The 20605-nt window shown below is 66.3% G+C and carries 13 protein-coding genes; 5 read left to right on the plus strand and 8 right to left on the minus strand.

Annotation, left to right across the window (positions count from 1 at the left end; all coding sequences use genetic code 11):
* The first annotated feature begins 105 nt into the window (after positions 1-105).
* Positions 106-867, plus strand: coding sequence for a glycosyltransferase family 2 protein (locus tag OKW35_RS03835; RefSeq protein ID WP_429491397.1), 762 nt, complete (start codon positions 106-108; stop codon positions 865-867).
* Between the two features lie 48 nt (positions 868-915).
* Here OKW35_RS03835 and dnaE read toward each other — a convergent pair whose 3' ends face one another.
* Positions 916-4482 (minus strand): DNA polymerase III subunit alpha, encoded by a 3567-nt coding sequence (gene dnaE, locus OKW35_RS03840; protein WP_184059420.1) that lies wholly within the window; start codon positions 4480-4482, stop codon positions 916-918.
* A gap of 325 nt (positions 4483-4807) precedes the next feature.
* Between dnaE and OKW35_RS03845 the strand changes: the two genes are divergently transcribed.
* Both OKW35_RS03845 and gluQRS read left to right on the plus strand, forming a co-directional pair.
* Positions 4808-5671 carry a sulfurtransferase gene (locus OKW35_RS03845; protein WP_184059422.1) on the plus strand — a complete coding sequence of 288 codons (864 nt, stop codon included), beginning with the start codon at positions 4808-4810 and terminating at the stop codon, positions 5669-5671.
* Between the two features lie 52 nt (positions 5672-5723).
* A complete protein-coding gene (gene gluQRS, locus OKW35_RS03850) occupies positions 5724-6614 on the plus strand; it encodes a tRNA glutamyl-Q(34) synthetase GluQRS (RefSeq protein WP_429406885.1) in 891 nt (296 codons plus the stop codon).
* A 107-nt stretch (positions 6615-6721) separates the two neighbouring features.
* Here the strand turns inward: gluQRS and OKW35_RS03855 are convergent, their stop codons facing one another.
* The 6 genes from OKW35_RS03855 to purT form a co-directional block, all read right to left on the minus strand.
* Positions 6722-8188 (minus strand): DEAD/DEAH box helicase, encoded by a 1467-nt coding sequence (locus OKW35_RS03855; protein WP_429551274.1) that lies wholly within the window; start codon positions 8186-8188, stop codon positions 6722-6724.
* Between the two features lie 374 nt (positions 8189-8562).
* Entirely contained in the window at positions 8563-9999 is a 1437-nt protein-coding gene (locus OKW35_RS03860) for an aldehyde dehydrogenase family protein (protein ID WP_184021588.1), read from the minus strand.
* 32 nt (positions 10000-10031) lie between these two features.
* Positions 10032-11684, minus strand: coding sequence for an acetolactate synthase large subunit (locus OKW35_RS03865; protein WP_429491391.1), 1653 nt, complete (start codon positions 11682-11684; stop codon positions 10032-10034).
* A gap of 254 nt (positions 11685-11938) precedes the next feature.
* Positions 11939-12322 carry an MliC family protein gene (locus OKW35_RS03870; protein WP_429406887.1) on the minus strand — a complete coding sequence of 128 codons (384 nt, stop codon included), beginning with the start codon at positions 12320-12322 and terminating at the stop codon, positions 11939-11941.
* 125 nt (positions 12323-12447) lie between these two features.
* On the minus strand, positions 12448-12660 hold the full coding sequence (locus tag OKW35_RS03875; protein ID WP_090803657.1) for a DUF6726 family protein: 213 nt from the start codon (positions 12658-12660) through the stop codon (positions 12448-12450).
* Positions 12661-12765: 105 nt separating this feature from the next.
* Positions 12766-13980 carry a formate-dependent phosphoribosylglycinamide formyltransferase gene (gene purT / locus OKW35_RS03880; protein ID WP_429551275.1) on the minus strand — a complete coding sequence of 405 codons (1215 nt, stop codon included), beginning with the start codon at positions 13978-13980 and terminating at the stop codon, positions 12766-12768.
* Positions 13981-14227: 247 nt separating this feature from the next.
* Between purT and OKW35_RS03885 the strand changes: the two genes are divergently transcribed.
* Positions 14228-14764 carry an META domain-containing protein gene (locus OKW35_RS03885; RefSeq protein WP_184059436.1) on the plus strand — a complete coding sequence of 179 codons (537 nt, stop codon included), beginning with the start codon at positions 14228-14230 and terminating at the stop codon, positions 14762-14764.
* A gap of 113 nt (positions 14765-14877) precedes the next feature.
* Positions 14878-18960 (plus strand): DNA translocase FtsK, encoded by a 4083-nt coding sequence (locus tag OKW35_RS03890; protein ID WP_429551276.1) that lies wholly within the window; start codon positions 14878-14880, stop codon positions 18958-18960.
* Positions 18961-19064: 104 nt separating this feature from the next.
* Here the strand turns inward: OKW35_RS03890 and OKW35_RS03895 are convergent, their stop codons facing one another.
* Positions 19065-20456, minus strand: a complete 1392-nt coding sequence (locus OKW35_RS03895) for a lactonase family protein (protein WP_429551277.1) — start codon at positions 20454-20456, stop codon at positions 19065-19067.
* Positions 20457-20605: the final 149 nt, after the last annotated feature.

Genomic DNA, 20605 nt, shown 5'->3' on the forward strand with positions numbered 1-20605 from the left:
GGCGGATCGGCGCCGTGGTGTGGGGACGGATGAGATGTGTATACTCGCTGCTCGATTGCCGGGTCGCGACCCGCTCCGTCACTTCGTCCTCCACGCAACTCAGGTATGCAAGAAACCACTCTTGGCGTTGCCATCATCACCCGGAACGCGGCGGCGCGGCTGGCCGAATGCCTGCAAGCCGTGGCCTTTGCCGACCAGATCGTCGTGATCGACGGCGGCAGCACCGACGGCACCGCCGACATCGCCCGCGCGCACGGCGCTCGCGTCATCGAACAGACGGACTGGCCGGGCTTCGGCCCGCAAAAGAACCGCGCGGTCGATGCACTGACCACCAGCTGGATCCTGTCGCTCGACGCCGACGAAATCGTCACACCGGAACTCGCCGCATCGATTCGCGCGACGCTCGCCGCGCCCGTCGCCGACGTCTATGCGGTGGACCGTCTGTCGAGTTTCTGCGGCCACTGGGTCCATCACAGCGGCTGGTATCCGGACTGGATTCCGCGCCTCTTCAAACGCGGCACCGCGCGCTTCTCCGACGACCTCGTGCACGAGCGCCTCGTGTTCGACACGCCCGCGCAACGCCTCGCCGGCAAGCTGATGCACTACTCGTACGAGGACTACGAGGGTGTGCTGCGCAAGCTCGACGCGTATTCGACGGCCGGCGCGCGGCAGCGTTACGAGGCCGGGCAGAAAGGCAGCATTCGCCTCGCGCTCGGGCGCGGCCTGTGGGCGTTCGTGCGGACTTATCTGCTGCGGCGCGGTTTTCTGGATGGCCGCACCGGGCTGATGATCGCGCTGTTCAATGCGGAGACGGTGTACTACCGGTTTCTGAAGCTGGCGCGCCTGGAAAAAACGGGCGGGCGGTAAGGCTAGCCGGTACACGCTGCACTGGCCCATCGATACCGCGGATCTCCCTCAATACACGATTTCGATCGAGCTTCCCGCAAACTCGCCGCGCAGCGCGGCGAGCAGTTCATCGGTCGGCTTCACGCGCCACGCGTCGCCCAGACGCATTTCGCCTTGCGCATGCTCGCTGCGATAAACGACCTGCACCGCGAGCCCGTTCGGAATCTGCACCGCTTGACGCTGACGGCCGCCGTCGCCGCCGAAGCCGCCACGCCCACCGCCATTGCCGCGCGGCGCGGCCGCCGGCGCGGCTGTGGCGGACGGCTCGTCCTTGCCGGCGGTGTGCGCTTCGAGCACCCGGCGCAATGCCTGCGCGTCCGCGTTGCCGTTCATCTGCACCTTCAGCGAGTCCGCGTAACGGCAGCGCGCGCGGCCGAGATCCATCACCGTTTCGACCGTGAAGCGGATGCCGCCGGTGAACGCGTCGTTGCGCGCCTGGCCCTGCACGACCAGCAGCTCGTCTTCCTTGAACAACTGCTTGTGCTCTTCGAAGACCTCGTTGAACACCGTCACTTCGCACTGGCCGGTGCCGTCGTCGAGCAGCGCGATCAGCATCTTGCCGCGCTGGGTCATCTGCGTGCGCAGCGACACGATCACGCCCGCGACCAGCTTGTCGCGCCCTTCCTTCAGCTCGCCGATCTTCTGGCGCACGAAGCGACGCACTTCGTCCTTGTATGCATCGAACAGATGGCCCGACAGGTAGAAACCGAGCGCGGCCTTTTCTTCCTGCAGCTTGCGCTTTTCCGGCCACTCCGGTTCGTCGACGAGTTCGTGGCCTTGCGACGGCGCGTCGCCCATGTCGAACAGGCCGGCCTGCAGCGCATTGGCCGCCGCCTGCTCGGCAGCTTCCATCGCGAGCGACACCGACGCGATCAGCTGCGCGCGGTTCAGATGCAGCGTGTCGAACGCGCCGGCGCGAATCAGCGCCTCGATCGTGCGACGATTGACGATGCGCCGATCGACGCGGTTGCAGAAATCGAAGATGTCGATGAAGCGGCCTTCCTCGCGCGCGCGCAGGATTTCTTCGATCGCGTTCTGGCCGCTGCCCTTGATCGCGCCGAGACCGTAGCGGATCGTGCGCGAGCGCTTGCCGTCGGCTTCGGCGACCGGCTCGAAGCGATACGCGGACAGGTTCACGTCCGGCGGCAGCACGGCCATCTTGTTCGCGAGGCAGTCTTCGAACAGGATCTTGACCTTGTCCGTGTCGTCCATCGCGAGCGACATGTTGGCCGCCATGAATTCGGCCGGATGGTGCGCCTTCAGCCACGCGGTGTAGTACGCAAGCAGCGCGTAGGCGGCCGCGTGCGACTTGTTGAAGCCGTAGCCCGCGAACTTCTCCATCAGGTCGAAGATTTCGTCGGACTTCTCGCGCGTGAGGCCGTTGGTGGCCGCGCCTTCCGCGAAAATTTCGCGGTGCTTGGCCATTTCCTCGGGCTTTTTCTTACCCATCGCGCGACGCAGCAGGTCGGCGCCGCCCAGCGAGTAGCCGCCGATGATCTGCGCCATCTGCATCACCTGCTCCTGGTAGACCATGATGCCGTAGGTCTCTTTCAGAACAGGTTCGACGCGCGGGTCCGGATATTCCACCACCTCGCGGCCGTGCTTACGCGCACAGAAGCTCGGGATCAGGTCCATCGGACCCGGGCGGTACAACGCGACGAGCGCGATGATGTCTTCGAAGCGGTCGGGCTGCGCGTCCTTCAGCATGCCCTGCATGCCGCGGCTTTCCAGCTGGAACACGGCGACCGTATTCGCTTTCTTCAGGATCGAGAACGACGCCGGGTCGTCGAGCGGCACCTGGGCGAGCGACCAGTCCTGCTTCGACGGATCGAGGCGGCGGATGTAGCGCTCGGCCCAATCCAGAATGGTCAGCGTGGTCAGGCCCAGAAAGTCGAACTTCACGAGGCCGACTGCTTCGACGTCGTCCTTGTCGTACTGGCTGACGACGCCGCTTTCGTCGCCCTGCGTGTACAAGGGGCAGAAATCGGTCAGCTTGCCCGGCGCGATCAGCACGCCGCCCGCGTGCATGCCGACGTTACGCGTCAAGCCTTCGACGCGCTGCGCGAGTTCGAGCAGCTGGTGCACTTCGTCTTCGTTGTCGAAGCGCTCCTGCAACAGCGGCTCTTCCTTCATCGCGTCGGCGATCGTCACGTGCTTGCCCGGCTTGAACGGGATCAACTTCGCGATGCCGTCCGTGAACATGTAGCCGAGATCGAGCACGCGGCCGATGTCGCGCACCGCCGCCTTCGCCGCCATCGTGCCGAACGTCGCGATCTGCGACACCGCGTTCGCGCCGTATTTTTCCTTCACGTACTGGATCACGCGATCGCGGCCGTGCTGGCAGAAGTCGATATCGAAGTCGGGCATCGACACCCGCTCCGGATTCAGGAAACGCTCGAACAGCAGGTTGTAGCGCAGCGGATCGAGATCGGTCACGCCGAGCGCATAGGCGACCAGCGAACCCGCGCCCGAACCCCGGCCCGGCCCGACCGGCACGCCGTTGTTCTTGGCCCAGTTGATGAAGTCCGCGACGATCAGGAAGTAGCCCGGAAAGCCCATCTTGATGATCGTGCCGCATTCGAATTCGAGGCGCTGGTAGTACGTCGGGCGTTGCGAGTCGCGCTCGGCCTCGTCCGGATACAACTGTTCGAGCCGCTTTTCGAGGCCCTCTTTCGACAGCTGCACCAGGTAGTCGTCGAGCGACATGCCGTCGGGCGTCGGAAAGAGCGGCAGCTTCGGCTTGCCGAGTTCGAGCGTCAGATTGCAGCGCTTGGCGATCTGCACCGTGTTCGCCAGCGCCGAAGGAATGTCCGCGAACAGCGTGGCCATTTCCTGTTGCGTGCGGAAATACTGCTCGGCCGTGAAGCGCTTCTGGCGACGCGGATTCGCGAGAATGTCGCCTTCGGAAATACACACGCGCGCTTCGTGCGCGGTGAAGTCGTCCGGCGTCATGAACTGCATCGGGTGCGTCGCGACGACCGGCAGTTTCAGCGATGCCGCGAGCGCGACCACCTGCTGCACGTACTGCTCGCCGCCAGGCTGGCCGTAGCGCTGCAGCTCGATATAGAAGCCGCCTGGGAACACCTTCGCCCAATGCTGCGCGTGGCGCTTCGCCGCCTCTTCGTTGCCGGCCGCCAGCGCGAGACCGATGTCACCCTGCTGCGCGCCCGACAGCGCGAGCAGCCCTTCGCCCAGACCGGATTCGAGCCAGCCAGCTTCGATTTCCGCGCGGCCGCGATACTGGTTCGTCAGCGAGGCCTTGCTGAGCAATTCGCAGAGGTTCAGGTAACCGCGGCGGTCCTTGACCAGCAGCAGCAGGCGGGAAGGCTTGTCGCGGTCGTCAGGATTGGTGATCCAGACGTCGCAGCCGGCAATGGGTTTGATCCCTTTGCCACGCGCTTCCTGGTAGAAACGGACGAGGCCGAACGCGTTGCCGAGGTCGGTAAGCGCGAGCGCGCCCTGACCGTCTTTGGCCGCCGCCGCGACGATGTCGTCGAGACGCACGATGCCGTCGGCAATCGAGAATTCGGAGTGAACGCGGAGATGAACGAAGCGGGGATCTGACATGGGCGACATTGTAACTCCACCCTTCCGCGGATTTCAGGTCAAAACGGCGCGTTGGCCATCCGGCCAGGACGAGGTCGGAGCGAGCGCTGTTTGCGCTAGCGCAACTCGTTGGCCATTCGGCCAGGTCGGGGAAAATGCCGGGTTGAGGGATAATAGGGGTTCCGCCTCTCTCGACGGGCCATTTAACCGGCAAACGCGCGGCAAACGCGCGGCAAACGCACGGCAAACGCGCGCGAACCCGCGCGTCAAACCCCGGGTCTCATACGGGGCGCAACAGCGGCGGCACATCCCGCCGCCCCCTCGCCACGCCGGCCATCTTTACCGCAGAACACACATGAGTATCGTCAATCTCGCCGCGTATCAATTCGCGACCATCGAAGACACCGCCGCCTGGCGCCCGTTCGTCACCGAACGCTGCAATGCGCTCGGCCTGCGCGGCACCATCCTGCTCGCGCCGGAAGGCATCAACCTGTTCATCGCCGGCACGCGCGAGAGCACCGACGCATTCATCGACTACATTCGCCACGACGCGCTGTTCGAAGGCAAGTTCGCGAATCTGCAGTTCAAGGAAAGCCTGTCGGACAAGCAGCCCTTCACGCGCATGCTGGTCAAGCTCAAGCGCGAAATCATCACGATGAAAAAGCCGGCGATCCGCCCCGAGCTCGGCCGCGCACCGTTCGTCGACGCGCCGACGCTGAAGACCTGGCTCGACCGCGGTCACGACGACGAAGGCCGTCCGGTCGTGATGCTCGACACGCGCAACGCGTTCGAAGTCGACGTCGGCACGTTCGACAACGCGCTCGACTATCGGATCACGAAGTTCAGCGAATTCCCCGAGGTAATCGAGAACAACCGTGCCGATCTCCAGGACAAGACGGTGGTGTCGTTCTGCACGGGCGGCATCCGCTGCGAGAAGGCCGCGATCCATATGAAGGAGGTCGGCATCGAGAACGTGTACCAGCTCGAAGGAGGCATCCTCAAATACTTCGAGGAAGTGGGCGGCGCGCATTATCACGGCGACTGCTTCGTGTTCGACTACCGCACCGCGCTGAATCCGCAACTCGAACCGACCGCGACCGCGCAATGCTTCGGCTGCCGCGCGGTGGTCACGCCCGAGCAACAGCAATCGCCGATGTACGTCGCGGGCAAGACCTGTCCGGCGTGCCACCCGGACAGCAAGGCCGCGTGCGCCGCGTAATGACAGCCGGGGGGCTCCGTGACGCGGGCGCCTCACCTGTCGTCCCCAAACCATGACCTATCGCGGACGCTTCGCGCCGTCGCCGACCGGCCCGCTGCATTTCGGCTCGCTGGTCAGCGCGCTCGCGAGCTGGCTCGACGCGCGCGCGCAGCGCGGCGCGTGGCTCGTGCGCGTCGAAGATATCGACGGACCGCGCACGGTGCCGGGTGCCGCCGAGGACATCCTCGCGACCCTCGAACGCTTCGGCATGCGCGCGGACGAAACGCCGGTCTGGCAAAGCCAGCGCATGGCGCGCTATCAGCACGCGCTGGAGCAGTTGAAATCGACCGGTCTCGTCTATCCGTGCGGCTGCACGCGCAAGGAAATCGCCGATTCGCTGCTGCACGCGCACGCGCGCAACACTACACTCGCCTACCCCGGCACCTGCCGCACGGGTCTGCATGGCAAGCCGGCGCGCGCGTGGCGCCTGCGGGTGCCCGACGGCGAGCCCGCCGTGATCACGTTCGACGACCGCTGGCAGGGTCCGCAGACGCAAAATCTCGCGACCGAGGTCGGCGATTTCGTGCTGCGCCGCGCGGACGATCAGTGGGCATATCAGCTGGCGGTGGTGGTGGACGATGCGGACGCGGGCATCACGCACATCGTGCGCGGCGCGGATCTGATGGATTCGACGGCGCGGCAGATTTATCTGCAGCGTTGTCTGGGTGTGGCAACGCCCGAGTATCTGCATGTGCCGGTCGTCACCAACGAGCACGGCGAGAAACTGAGCAAGCAGAACGGCGCGACCGCGCTCGATAGCGACAAGCCGCTCGAAGCACTAGGCGCGGCGGCACGGCATCTGGGACTGAAGTTGGGAAGCGAGCCGCCCACGACGCTGGAGCAGTTCTACTGCGCCGCGACCGCGGCCTGGGCAAAACGGATGAACATTCGCGCATCTCGATGATGCGCACGCGTGAAGCCTGCTGCGTTTTCCGAGACTTCGAACCGCGCGGCCCCACCGTTTTTACGCTCGAGGCGTTGCACCCCGAGCTCTGAACCCGACAGCCCGTCTTACGACGACGAAGGCGTCTTCCTCGGCATTCCGAAGCCACCGAGCAACGCGGCCAGTGGCCGCTTCGGCGCCGTCTTTTGCGGCGCGGAGTTCGACGCGGCCGTCTCCTCGATCTTGAGCACCGATGCCGGCGACGGCTCGTACGGCTTCAGGAAGAAATCGTCGACCGGTTGCGCGCGATGATGATGCGCACGATCATACGAACCCGACGCCCCGCCCGTGCGACGGCGGCTGCGCTCGTCGCGCGATTCGCTGCGCTCGCGGCGCGGCGGACGGTCCTCGTGATGATGGCGCACCGGCGCCTCGACGGTCAGGCGCTGCAAGTCGAGCGGACGCTTGATCAGCTTCTCGATGTCGGCCAGTTGCTTGCGCTCGTTCGGGCTGCACAGCGACAGCGCGTCGCCCGATGCACCCGCGCGGCCCGTGCGGCCGATCCGGTGCACATAGTCTTCGGCGTTGAACGGCAGGTCGAAGTTGATCACGGTCGGCAGTTCGACGATGTCGAGACCGCGCGCGGCGACATCCGTCGCGACGAGCGCCTCGACTTCGCCGCGCTTGAACGCATCGAGCGCCTGCATGCGCTCGCTCTGCGTGCGGTCGCCGTGAATCGCGGTCGCGACCACGCCGTCGCGTTCGAGACTGCGCGCGAGCCGGCTCGCGCCGATCTTGCTGTTGCAGAACACGAGCACCTGCTTCAGGCCACGCTCGCGGATCAGCTGCACGACCGCGCCGGTCTTGTCGCCCTCGGCGACTTCATAGACGATCTGCGTGACATTGGTCGCGGTCGAGTTGCTGCGCGCCACTTCGATGGTCTGCGGGTTGCGCAGATACGTCGCGGCGAGCTTCTTGATTTCGCCCGAGAACGTCGCGGAAAAGAGCAGCGTCTGGCGCTCTTTCGGCAGCAGGTTCAGGATGCGCTGCAGGTCGGGCAGGAAGCCCATGTCGAGCATGCGGTCGGCTTCGTCGAGCACGAGCATCTGCACCTGGCCCAGGTTCGCGGTTTTCTGCTGCACGTGATCGAGCAGACGACCCGGCGTCGCGATCAGGATTTCAACGCCGCGGCGCAACTGCTCGGACTGCGGATTCATGTCGACGCCACCGAACACGACCGCGCTGCGCAGCGCCGTGTGCTTCGCGTACGCCTGCACATTCGCGGCGACCTGGTCGGCCAGTTCGCGGGTCGGCGTGAGGATCAGCGCACGGACCGGATGGCGCGCCGGCGACGCGCTCGTACTGGCCTGCGGCAGCAGACGCTGGATGATCGGCAGCGAGAAGCTCGCGGTCTTGCCGGTGCCGGTCTGCGCGGCGCCCATCACGTCACGGCCCGCCAGCACGACCGGGATCGCCTGCGCCTGGATCGGCGTGGGCGACGTGTAGCCCGATTCCTTGATGGCCTTCAGGATGTCGGGCGCGAGGCCGAATTGATCAAAAGTCTCGGTACTGGGCGTGACGGCTGTGTCGGACATGGTGGCTTTCGCTAAAAAGGCGCGTGGCGCGATGCGCGCGGCAGCGGTCGGGACCGCTGAGGGCATCAGGATGAAGGCGGAGCCACGTCGTTCCGCGCGAGACCCGTCTGAGTTCGGATAATGCGGCCGGCTCCGGCTGGCGGAAGCATCCGCCGAAAGCCGAGTATTGTAGCACTTCAGCAAAAACGCTCGTGACGGCTGGCGGGCCGGCGGCTCGCGGCCGTTGCTTCGGTCGCAGCGTAGTGCGCACAGACGACAGTGGCGTGACAGCCGGGCCCTTCGGCGGGCGGCGCGCGGCGTTCGTCAGCCGTCCCGGCGCCCGCACTGGCCCCATTGCGAACGGTCGCCCGCCCCCGCTCACGTCAGATCGCCCCTCACCACGTCTCGCGCATCACCATCAGCCGCATCTCGGTCATGTCCTCGATCGCATAGCGCACGCCCTCGCGCCCGAGCCCCGAATCCTTGACGCCGCCATACGGCATGTTGTCGACGCGGAACGACGGCACGTCGTTGATCACGACGCCGCCCACTTCGAGCGCATCCCACGCGCGATGCGCATGCGCGAGCGAATCGGTGAACACGCCGGCCTGCAGGCCGAAGTCGCTGTCGTTGACCTGCGCGAGCGCCGCCTCGAAATCATCGAAGCGCTCGAGTATCGCAACCGGCCCGAACGCCTCCTTGCGATACAGATCGGTGTCGCGCTTCACGCCTTCCAGCAGCGTCGCCTCGAACATCGCGCCGTCGACCTTGCCGCCCGCGACGATCTGCGCGCCCGCCTGCACCGCCCCCTCCATCCAGCCAGCGAGCCGCTTCGCTTCCGATTCGGAGATCATCGGCCCGACGAAGGTCTTTTCGTTCTTCGGATCGCCCATCACGAGCGACTTCGTCTTCGCGATCAGCTTCTCGCGCAGCGCGTCGTAGACGCTCGTGTGCGCGAGAATCCGCTGCACGCCGATGCAGCTCTGCCCCGACTGATAGAACGCGCCGAACGCGAGCCGGTCGACCACGTAGTCGAGCTTGCCGCCCTGGTCAGCGTCGACGATCGCCGCCGCGTTGCCGCCCAGCTCCAGAATCACCTTCTTCTTGCCGGCTTTGCGCTTCAACTCCCAGCCGACCGCGGGCGACCCGGTGAACGACAGCAGCTTGAAGCGCTCGTCGGTCGTGAACAGGTCGGCGCCGTCGCGATGCGCGGGCAAAATCGAGAACGCGCCCTTCGGCAGATCGGTTTCCGCGAGAATTTCGCCCATGATCAGCGCACCGACCGGTGTGCGGCTCGCCGGTTTCAGCACGAACGGCACGCCGGCCGCGATCGCCGGCGCGACCTTGTGGGCGGTCAGGTTCAACGGAAAATTGAACGGCGAGATGAACGAGCACGGCCCGATCGGCACGCGCTTCACATAGCCGTGATACCCGTTCGCGCGCGGCGAAATCTGCAGATTGATGATCTCGCCGTCGATCCGCACGCTCTCCTCCGCGGCGACCTTGAACGTATCGATCAGGCGCGTGACTTCGCCCTTCGAATCGTTGATCGGCTTGCCCGCCTCGATGCACAGCGCGAGGGCGAGTTCGTCGTAGCGCTCGCGAAAGCGCTTCACGCAATGTTCGAGCACCGCCTGGCGCTTGAACGGCGGGTACGCTCGCATGGCCGGCATCGCATCGACCGCCAGGCCGATCGCCTTGTCGATCGCGGCCGCGTCGGCCATTGCGACGCGCGTGGCGACTTCGCCGCTGAATTTGTCGGTGACTTCGAGGTCGGTGTTGGCGGCCACCGGCTCGTTGGCCAGGTAGTACGGATAGGTTTTCTGCAACATGTCGCACTCTCCTTGATTCGATGCACGGATGCTCAAAGCCGCGCGGACAGCCGCTTGATCTCGCGATTGAGCACGCGCTCGTTGTCCGAATAGTCGATCGGCACGTCGATCACGTGCACGCCGGGCGTCGCGAAGCACTCGCGCAACAGCGGCGCGAACTGCTCGGCCGCCTCGATCCTATGCCCCTGCGCACCATAACTCTGCGCATAGGCGACGAAATCCGGGTTCGCAAGCGTCATGCCGTAGTCCGGGAAGTTCATGTTCTCCTGCTTCCAGCGGATCATGCCGAACGCGTCGTCGCGCAGAATCAGGATCACCAGATCGAGCTTCAGCCGCACCGCCGTTTCGAGCTCCTGCGAGTTCATCATGAAGCCGCCGTCGCCGCACACGGCGATCACCTTGCGCTCCGGATGCACGATCTTGCTCGCGATCGCAGACGGCAGCCCCGCGCCCATCGACGCCAACGCGTTGTCGAGCAGCAGCGAATTCGGCTCGTGCGCGCGGTAGTAGCGCGCGAACCAGATCTTGTACATGCCGTTATCCAGACACACGATGCCGTCGACCGGCGTGGTCTCGTACACGTCGTTGACGATCCGCACCGGGTACATCGGGAAGCGATCGTCGTGCTGGCCCTTCACCAGATGCGCCTCGAAGTGCTCCTTGATCTCCTTGAAGCGCGTGAAGTCCCAATGCTCCTGACGTGTCTTCAGGCTCTCCTTGAGCTGCCACACCGCGTTGGCGATATCGCCGACCACTTCGATCTGCGGGAAATACACCGGATCGACTTCGGCGCCGAGGAAGTTCACGTGGATCACGGTCTTCTCGCCCGCCTCGCCGCTGCGCATGAAAAACGGCGGCTTTTCGATCACGTCGTGACCGACGTTGATGATGCAGTCCGCGAGCTCGATCGCGCGGTGCACGAAGTCGCCGTCGGACAGCGTCGCGTTGCCGAGCCACATCGGATGCGATTCGTCGATCACGCCCTTGCCCATCTGCGTGGTGAAAAACGGAATGCCGATCTGGTCGACGAACTCGCGCAGCATCTTCGTGGTGGTTTTGCGGTTGCCGCCCGCGCCGATCATCAGCAGCGGATGCTTCGCGGCGGTGATCGCCTCGACCGCGCGCGCGACCGCTCTCTCCTCGGCGACCGGACGGCGGCTGTAGCTCTTCGGAATCGGCTTGCCGTCGCCCTCTTCGTGCGCGACGTCCTCGGGCAATTCGAGGTGGGTGGCGCCGGGCCGCTCCTCCTCGGCGCGGCGCACCGCCTCGCGCACCGTCGCAGGAATGTTGCCGATCGACACGATCTGCCGTGTGTACTTGGTGAGCGGCTCCATCATCCGCACCACGTCGACGATCTGGAAGTGCCCCTGCTTGCTCGACTTGATCGGCTTCTGGCCCGTGACCATCAGCATCGGCATGCCGCCCAGCTGCGCGTAGGCGGCCGCGGTCACGAAGTTGGTCGCGCCGGGGCCGAGCGTCGCCAGACATACTCCCGTGCGGCCGGTGAGCCGCCCGTAGGTGGCGGCCATGAAGCCGGCCGCCTGCTCGTGGCGCGTGAGGATCAGACGGATTTTCGAGCGGCGCAGCGACTCCAGCAGATCGAGATTTTCTTCACCGGGGATGCCAAACACATACTCGACACCTTCGGCTTCCAGCGATTTGACGAACAGGTCCGATGCTTTCATTGAGGGGCTCGCTTGATGACTCGGGGAACGGACAATCGAAGACGACAACGACGGCTGCGCGCGAAACACCGCTCCGCGCGCGCGGCATGGCAAACGGCATGGCGAACGCCATGCCGGACAGCTTACTACTCGAACGGAAACGATGCGCGCGAGCGCACGAGGCGGCGCGGGACAGGAAGCCAGGCGCGAGAAGAAGAGGCGGCGGTAGGGAATGAAGCCGCCGCATGCGGTGCACGTGTCCGCCGATCAGCAAATCAGCGAATCACGGTCACGCAGTCGGAGAGAATCGGCGGCGCGTTCTCGCCGCTCGTCAGGTCATATAGATTGGCGCGCGGACCCTTGGTCCACCACGTATAGCTGCCGGCCTGGTACTTCGCACCGGACGCCGAGATCGTGTTGACGAACAGCATCGACGCGCCTTTCACCGGCAGCACGGCGAAGCTCTGGCCGTTCTGCGCGTTCCAGTAGGTGACTTGCAGGATCTTGCCGGTCGCGCAGGTGTATTTGCGCGTTTGATGGTTCTTGCCCTCGATGTGCTTGAATTGCAATGGCGCGGCCGATGCGCCGCCGGAAGATGCCGCCAGCCAGGCCACCGTCCATGCTGCTGTCGTGAGGATTGCAACACGCCATGTCTTCATCGAACACCTCGATTGTTGCGGGGGTCAGGCAGGGAGGGCAACACTGGCCGCGACGCCGGTCACAGCCGAGCCACGGCCGAGTCACAGGCAGCTCATGGGCGATTCACGGACAGCTCAACGACGCTTCAAGGATCGATCACGCCGGCACACGCATCGGTCGGCGCAGCGGCGACGTGGCCGACCACCGGCACGATCTTCAGTCCCGCTGAAGCGATCCGGCACGGCGCGGCCGCGAGCCCGCAGCCGCTGATGCCGGCGCACAGCGCGAACGCCACGCCGAGTGCGCCGACCCGGCGAAGCGCGCCGCGCCATGGATTGCTGCGAGATTCAAGCGCCATACGATCCTCCTCCGATCTCTTTGCTTCGATAAGCCAGAAACGAATGCGGTGGGCTCTTTCGTGGGCGTCCCGCACACTTTTGCGCCGCGCCTCGCCGCCTGCCCGTTACTTCGCCGACACCGGCCGCACCGCGGCCGCCGCCTGCCTGGCACGCGAGCGCGCTTCCCCGATGTTCCCGCCGGTCGCGAGCGCGACGCCCATGCGCCGTTTGACGAAGCTTTCCGGCTTTCCGAACAGGCGCAGATCCGCATTGGGCACCGCAAGTGCGGCCGCGACGCCTTCGAACGCGATGCCGGCCTCGTCGCGACCGCCGTAGATCACCGCCGACGCGCCCGCCGCACGCAGCGACGTATCGACCGGCAGGCCGAGGATCGCGCGCGCATGCAGTTCGAACTCCGAGAAGCGCTGCGAGCACAGCGTGACGAGCCCCGTGTCGTGCGGACGCGGGCTGACTTCCGAAAACCATACGTCGTCGCCGCGCACGAAAAGTTCCACGCCAAACAGGCCGCGGCCGCCGAGCGCCGCCGTCACCTTGTGCGCGATCTCGCGCGAACGCTCGAGCGCGAGCGGGCTCATCGGCTGCGGCTGCCACGATTCGACATAGTCGCCCGCGACCTGCACGTGGCCGATCGGATCGCAGAAATACGTGCCGACCGCACCGCTCGCCGGGTCGATCGCGCGCACGGTGAGCTGCGTGATTTCGTATTCGAAGTCGATGAAACCCTCGACGATCACGCGCCCGAAATTCACGCGGCCGCCCGCCATCGCGTACTGCCAGGCGGCTTCGACGTCGGCGTCGCCGCGCAGCACCGACTGCCCCTTGCCCGACGACGACATCACCGGTTTCACGACGCACGGATAGCCGACCTTCGCGATGCCCGCGCGCAGCTCGTCGAGAGAATCGGCGAATGCGTACGGCGAGGTCGCGAGGCCAAGCTCCTCCGCAGCGAGGCGGCGGATGCCTTCGCGGTTCATCGTCAATTGGGTGGCACGCGCGGTCGGGATCACCTCGGCGAGCGCCTCGGTTTCGATCGCGGCGAGTTCGTCGGTGGCGATCGCCTCGATTTCGGGGACGATCAGATGCGGGCGCTCCTGCTCGACCAGTGCACGCAGCGCGGCGCGGTCGGTCATGTCGATCACATGCGCGCGATGCGCGACCTGATGGCCCGGCGCGTTCGGGTAACGGTCGACGGCGATCACTTCGACGCCCAGCCGTTGCAGCGCGATGATCACTTCCTTGCCGAGTTCGCCGGCGCCGAGCAGCATCACGCGCGTCGCGGATTCAGAAAGGGGCGTGCCGATCCGTTGGCCGATCTGCATGGGAACTCCAGATAAAAGTCGGGATGAGGGTGGGATTGGATAGACCGCGATGTTAACATGCGGGCCCCTTGCCGCGCGGCGCTCAGGGTGCGCTTTGGGTGCGCTCGCGAGGCCGTGGCGGTCGAGCGGAACCGTGCCGCCGCGTCGACGTTCGCAGCCGCGATCACGTCACCGCGAGCATCGCTCGCGCACGACAAGCTTAGTACGTTACCCTTACGCCTTCGCCAGTTTGAACAGGAACGACGCCATGCTCATCCGCTCCCGCCCGCGACCTCTTGCGCGCATCATTCCGTGCCTGCGCACGGCCGTCGCCGCGTTGAGCATCGCCGCGCTGCTCGGTGCGTGCGCGATCCCGAAGCATCCGGACTCGTCGGCGCCGCCGCCTGATCCGTTCAATCCCGCCGCCGCGCAACTGCTCGACGACACCAGCTGGGTGCTGAGCTCGTGGAAGAACGCCGACGGCACGGCGCGCGCGGTGCCGTCGAAAGATCAGAAGCCGCTCACGCTGACGTTGTCGACCGAAGGCGGCCGGCGCCACGCGAGCGGCTTTTCCGGCTGCAACCGCTTCATGGGTTCGTACACGCTGAAGGACGGCAAGCTGAGCTTCGGTTCCCTCGCCGGCACACGCATGGCGTGCGTCTCGCCGGGCGGCGACATCGAGAAGCCGTTCCTCGACGCGCTCGAGCGCATCGATCGCACCGGCGTGCAGATGCGAGCGCCGCAGCAGATGCAGCTGATCCTCGACAACGGCGACACCCTGATGTTCGATCGCAGCGACAAGTGATGCGAGTTTGCGCCGCGTTCGTGATTCGCGCCGGCCTTCGAAGCCGCGCGCTGCGCCGTTTAAACTCGACGGATTGCGCTTCTCGCGCGCTCCGTCATTCGTAGATGTCTGGTATGCACACGGTAGTTTTCGGCTGGTTCGGCGGGTCGGCCGTCTGGTTCATTCCTCTTTTGTGGCGCCTCGTGAAGTCGATGCTGCCGGGCGGCGCGGGTCTGCGCGGCCCCGGCACGATCCGGCTGTGGCTCGGCTTCGTCTGCGTGCTGATCGCGAGTTGCACGCTCGAGGGCTCGCTGATCGGCATCGCCGGCATCAATGGTTTCGGTCATGCGCTCGCCGCGGGGCTTGGACATCTGCTCGGCCATGTCGGCACGCCGCTCGCGGCGCTCGCGCTGCTCGTGATCAGCCTGCCGTGGCTCGTCGACTTCCGCTGGAGCGACGTCGCCGTTTGGGCCGACGGCGCGTTCGGCCTCGGTCTATCGCGGGGACTCGCGAAGCGCGACGAGGATGCGCGCCGCCACCGCAGCGTCGACGACGGCGCGCCGTCGCATGTGTCGCCTGCTACCAACACGATGGCGCCGCGCAATAACAAGGGTCGCTACGCGCGGCCGACGGTGTGGCGTCCGCCCGCGAGCGGGCGCGGCGCGGGCTCCGCCGCTGCTGCCGGCACCGCGGCGGCTGGCATCGCGGTTAGCAAGGACGCTTCCGCCCGTGGCGCCGGCGCAAGCGGGCGAGCCGATGCGGCCGCTGACGCGGCGCGCGGGCCGGTCAAGCAGACCGAGCCGGTGCAACGCACGGGGTCGAGCGCGTCGCCGCGCCCGCCAACGTCGACGGCAACGCAGGCGCTGCATGCGGACAAGGCTGCGGACAGATCCGCCGCACCATTCGTGCCGACCGAGCCGATCGCGCCGGCCGGGTGGCTGCGCACCACGGAGCCGCGCGCGGCGACGGCGGCGGCATCGCTGGGTGCGGCGGGTGCATCGGCCGCATCGGGCATGTCGGCTCGTGATGGTGCTGCGCAGATCGGGCGGCGTTCGGTCGGAGATCAGCGTGCGGCCGCGTCGTTCGGCTCCAGTGCCGCGTTGGCGGCGACGGCCGCCAACGCGGCCGGCGTGTCGGCGCGAGCGGCACAGGCAATGGCGGGCCGCGCCGCCGCGTCGGGCGCCGGTATCGGCATCACAGCGGGATCGATGAATGCCGCGGGCCGCGCAAGCCGCCCGTCGTCGCTGCCACGTCCGGCCGACGGCAGCGCGCCGCTCAATCGCGGCGCGACCCCGCGTCAACCATTCCCGGCCGCTTCGCGCGCCAACAGCGTGACCTCGCCGTCGACCGTGCGCCGGCCTACACCGAACTTCACTGGAACGACGACGAACGCGTCGACGGTCGCGCCGCCCGCGAGCGTCGAGGAAACGCTGCGCAGCATCGCGGAAAACGCCGCGCGCTGGACCGACATGGCCGGTGTGAGCCTGGCGCGCAGCCGTGGCGCCGATAGCACGAAGATTGGCGATGCAGAGCGTGCGTCGACGACGTTCGATGTGCCACCGGCGCAGCGGGACGTGCTACCTGTCGAAAACGGCGAGACGGTTGCGGCGCCGCAGGCGCAGAGCGTGGAGAGTTCGGCGCGGATGGTGTCGCCGGCGCAGTCGCAGCAAGAAACCGCATCGGTCGAGTTGCCGGCTGAGCGTGCGGTGGCCGAGTCCGAGAGGTCGGTCGAGGGCGGCAACGAAGCAGTTGCGCAATGGCCGACCGAACCGCCCGTCATTCATGCGCCGCTTACGGCTGCGCCGCAGACGACGACTGCAATCGAGTCGGTGGCCGACGTGGCTGCTGCGGCTGTCGAATCCGCGGTTGTCGAGCCATCGGCATCCGCTGTGGCTGAGCCTGCCGCCACCGAACCCGCCGCAAGCGCGCCGCAATATGAGTCGCCGACGGCGACGCCATTCGAGCGCTTCGCAGCCAGCCTACGGGACGATGCTTCGCAAGAAGACGCACCGGCGGTCCAAAACGATTCGACGCAGACAGCGACAAACACCAGCGTCCCGGCATCGCAGAGGGAGGAATCCGCGCGAACCGTCGAACCGGCCAGCGCCGACACCGCGACGCCTCCGCAAGCGCTGGCTCCGGCAGCCGAAATCGTCATCGACAAGACGCTCGTGCCTTGGGAGAGCAAGCTCGGCCCCGCCGCGGCTCAACGCGCGGCCGCGTCGGCGGACTCGCCGCAGACGGAGGCCGCCGCGCCGTCGAGCGCAAGCGTGCCGCCGGGGTCCGGCGCGACGGTCTCGGAGCTCGCCAGCGAAAGTGCGCAGTCAGGTGAGCCCGCGACGTCGCACGCCCCTGCCCTGCCCGCTGTGAACGAGCCCGCGAACGAGCCCGCGAACACCCCCGCAAACGACTCGCCGTCGTCGACTTCGACGAGTGCGGCGAACCTCGCTATGCTGGCAACCGCACCGGCCGTCGTCTCGAACGTAGTCCGTTTCCCGGGCTTCGCCGCGCCGGCGACCAGCATCGAGCCTTCGGTCGGCGCAAGCGCAACGCCTGTCGCGAACACGCCGGCCGCCGAACCGTCGCGCGCTCCGTCGCCCGCTCCGTCGTCTTCGCCAGCGCTAACACCGCAGGTCCAATCCGCCGACCAACCCACTGCCGAGCCCGCCGCCCGCCCGCCGCTGCCCGGCCACGCGCCGGTCAACGGCTTCGAGTTCCATGCGCCGGCCGCATCGATGGTCGAACTGCCGACGCTCGATCTGCTCGCCCCCGCCGATGCCGACATCGAACCGATCCCGGATGAAAAGCTCCGCGAAACCGGCCTGCTGATCGAGCAGCGCCTGCAGGAATTCAAGGTGCCGGTGACGGTGGTCGGCGCATCGGCGGGTCCGGTCATCACACGCTTCGAAGTCGAACCGGCGCTCGGCGTGCGCGGCAGCCAGATCGTCGGTCTGATGAAGGACCTGTCGCGCGGTCTCGGTCTCACGTCGATCCGCGTGGTCGAAACGATTCCGGGCAAGACCTGCATGGGCCTCGAACTGCCGAACGCGAAGCGCCAAACGATCCGCCTCTCGGAAATTCTCGAGGCGAGCGTCTACCAGAACTCGCACTCGCGACTCACGCTTGCGATGGGCAAGGACATCACCGGCCATCCCGTCGTCGCCGATCTCGCGAAGGCGCCGCACATGCTGGTGGCCGGCACGACCGGCTCGGGCAAATCGGTCGCGATCAACGCGATGATCTGCTCGCTGCTGTTCAAGGCGACGCCAGAGGAAGTGCGCCTGATCATGATCGACCCGAAGATGCTCGAACTTTCGGTTTACGAAGGGATTCCGCATCTGCTCGCGCCGGTCGTCACCGACATGAAGCTCGCGGCCAACGCGCTGAACTGGTGCGTCGGCGAAATGGAAAAGCGCTACCGGCTGATGTCGGCCGTCGGCGTGCGCAATCTCGCCGGCTTCAACCAGAAGATCCGCGACACCGAGGCGAAGGGCAAGAAGCTCGGCAACCCGTTCTCGCTGACGCCCGATGCGCCCGAGCCGCTGGCGCCGCTGCCGCTGATCGTCGTCGTCATCGACGAGCTCGCCGACCTGATGATGGTCGCCGGCAAGAAGATCGAGGAGCTGATCGCGCGGCTCGCGCAGAAGGCGCGCGCGGCCGGCATCCACCTGATCCTCGCGACGCAGCGGCCGTCCGTCGACGTCATCACCGGTCTCATCAAGGCGAACATTCCGACGCGCGTCGCGTTCCAGGTGTCGTCGAAGATCGACTCGCGCACGATTCTCGACCAGATGGGCGCCGAGTCGCTGCTCGGCCAGGGCGACATGCTGTTCCTGCCGCCGGGCACCGGCTACCCGCAGCGCGTGCACGGCGCGTTCGTCGCCGACGAGGAAGTGCATGCGATCGTCGAATATCTGAAGCAGTTCGGCGAGCCACAATACGAGGAAGGCATTCTCGACGGCCCGGCCGCCGATGGCGGCGCGGCCCAGGACCTGTTCGGCGAAGCGCCGGATGCGGAAGCCGATCCGCTGTACGACGAAGCGGTCGCGTTCGTCGTACGCACGCGGCGCGCGTCGATCTCGTCGGTGCAGCGGCAGTTGCGCATCGGCTATAACCGCGCGGCGCGGCTCGTCGAGCAGATGGAGACGGCCGGCCTCGTGTCGGCGATGAGCATCAACGGCAGCCGCGAAGTGCTGGCGCCGGGGCCGGCGGAATGAGCGCCCGGTGAATCGCTGACCGGGTCGGCGATGATCTGGAAGAAAAAACGGACAGCCTCACGATGTGAGCTGTCCGTTTTTCATTTACCCGCGCGTGCCGCGCATCACGACGGTGATACCAGCTTGAAGTCGACCGGCGAGCCGAGATCGAAATGCTGCTTCGGATTTGGATCGAGCAGCCCCGTCTGCGGATCGCGCTTGAACACATAGACCGTGTCGCTCAGCTGATTGCCGACGATCAGCCAGTTGCCGGTCGGATCGATGGTGAACTCGCGCGGCGATTTGCCGAGGCTCGACTGCCGGCCGATCTGCTTCAGGTGTCCAGTGGCGGGATCGACCGAGAAGATCACGATCTCGTTCGCGTCGCCGCGATTGGACGCATACACGAAGCGTCCGTCCGGCGACATATGGATCGCCGCGGCGCCCACCTTCCCCTTGAAGTCAGGCTCGCTCAATGGCAGCGTCTGCACGAGCTTCAGCCTGCCGTCGTGGTAGTCGAACGTGCTGACGGTCGCCGCGAGTTCGCTCGTCAGATACGCGTGCTTGCCGTCCGCGCCAAAGATCAGATGGCGCGGACCCGTGCCGGCCTTCTGCTGCGTGTAGCCCCAGTCCGTCGCGATGAATGGGCCCGCGCCGGCGCTGCTCTGCGGCGCGTAGCGGTACGAGTACAGCTTGTCGGCGCCGAGGTCCTGCGCGAACAGATAGCGGCCGTCAGGCGAGAACACGGTCGAATGCACGTGAGAGTTGTCCTGCCGCCCTTTCACCGGACCGCCGCCCTCGTGATGCACGGTCTGCACCGAGGTGCCGACCTGGCCGTTCGCCTGCAGCGGAAACACCGCGAAACTGCCGCCCGGATCGGGCGCGACCGAATAGTTCGCGCCCAGCAGATACTTGCTGTCCGCCGAGATGCTCAGATAGCACGGATCATTGCCGTCCGACGACACCTTGTTCAGAAACGTCAGCTGCCCGCGCGCGGCATCGAAGCCGAACGCGCTGATCCCGCCGCGCTGCGTGGCCGGGCCGTTGTCACCGGGCAATTCGTTAACCGAATAGACGAAGCGGCGGTCGCGGCTCACGACCAGAAACGACGGATTGACCGTCTGCGCGACCGACACCTGGGTCGCCGCGCCCGTCTTCGTATCGAAGCGAAAGACGTAGATGCCCTCGCTCTTGCCGCTGGTGTAAGTACCGACCAGCATCGTATAGACGCCGTCCGCGGGGACCGGGCCAGAATCTTGCGCATACGCGTGCGAAGCAACAATCGAAACCATGAGCGCGAAACCTTTTATTATCGAACGGGCGGCGCGCAACGGCGTTGGCCGCGTTGCGCGCCGGGCGGTGCTTTCCGCCGTGCAATCCACGGCAGATGGAGCGGCGCGGTCAGCGCCACGCGGACGGGAACCCTGAAAGGCAGCACTGGCAAGAACAGAAGTAAAAACGGAAGTCGGAACTGGGCGCACGGCAACACGCCCGACGGCACGGCGACTGTGAAGCATGAGACCTCCTCGACATCGGTTGTCTGGTACGGGCTCGCGTATGAGCCGGGGTACGAGCGGTTGTAACGGTGTCTGGTCTGCCGCGCCGCGAATCGAGCGTCGTTCCACGTTGTTGTTGTCGAAGTCAGTATAAGAGCGTCAGGTCGGAT

The sequence above is a fragment of the Paraburkholderia sp. MM5477-R1 genome (genome assembly GCF_050436385.1).
GTDB classification, from domain to species: Bacteria; Pseudomonadota; Gammaproteobacteria; order Burkholderiales; family Burkholderiaceae; genus Paraburkholderia; species Paraburkholderia tuberum.

What these genes read in the sequence shown, in the direction of transcription:
- OKW35_RS03890 (WP_429551276.1), top strand. Translation starts at nt 14,878, where the DNA reads ATGCACACGGTAGTTTTCGGCTGGTTCGGCGGGTCGGCCGTCTGGTTC.
- OKW35_RS03895 (WP_429551277.1), bottom strand. Translation starts at nt 20,456, where the DNA reads ATGCTTCACAGTCGCCGTGCCGTCGGGCGTGTTGCCGTGCGCCCAGTT.
- purT (WP_429551275.1), bottom strand. Translation starts at nt 13,980, where the DNA reads ATGCAGATCGGCCAACGGATCGGCACGCCCCTTTCTGAATCCGCGACG.
- dnaE (WP_184059420.1), bottom strand. Translation starts at nt 4,482, where the DNA reads ATGTCGCCCATGTCAGATCCCCGCTTCGTTCATCTCCGCGTTCACTCC.
- OKW35_RS03875 (WP_090803657.1), bottom strand. Translation starts at nt 12,660, where the DNA reads ATGGCGCTTGAATCTCGCAGCAATCCATGGCGCGGCGCGCTTCGCCGG.
- OKW35_RS03855 (WP_429551274.1), bottom strand. Translation starts at nt 8,188, where the DNA reads ATGTCCGACACAGCCGTCACGCCCAGTACCGAGACTTTTGATCAATTC.
- gluQRS (WP_429406885.1), top strand. Translation starts at nt 5,724, where the DNA reads ATGACCTATCGCGGACGCTTCGCGCCGTCGCCGACCGGCCCGCTGCAT.
- OKW35_RS03835 (WP_429491397.1), top strand. Translation starts at nt 106, where the DNA reads ATGCAAGAAACCACTCTTGGCGTTGCCATCATCACCCGGAACGCGGCG.
- OKW35_RS03885 (WP_184059436.1), top strand. Translation starts at nt 14,228, where the DNA reads ATGCTCATCCGCTCCCGCCCGCGACCTCTTGCGCGCATCATTCCGTGC.
- OKW35_RS03865 (WP_429491391.1), bottom strand. Translation starts at nt 11,684, where the DNA reads ATGAAAGCATCGGACCTGTTCGTCAAATCGCTGGAAGCCGAAGGTGTC.
- OKW35_RS03845 (WP_184059422.1), top strand. Translation starts at nt 4,808, where the DNA reads ATGAGTATCGTCAATCTCGCCGCGTATCAATTCGCGACCATCGAAGAC.
- OKW35_RS03870 (WP_429406887.1), bottom strand. Translation starts at nt 12,322, where the DNA reads ATGAAGACATGGCGTGTTGCAATCCTCACGACAGCAGCATGGACGGTG.
- OKW35_RS03860 (WP_184021588.1), bottom strand. Translation starts at nt 9,999, where the DNA reads ATGTTGCAGAAAACCTATCCGTACTACCTGGCCAACGAGCCGGTGGCC.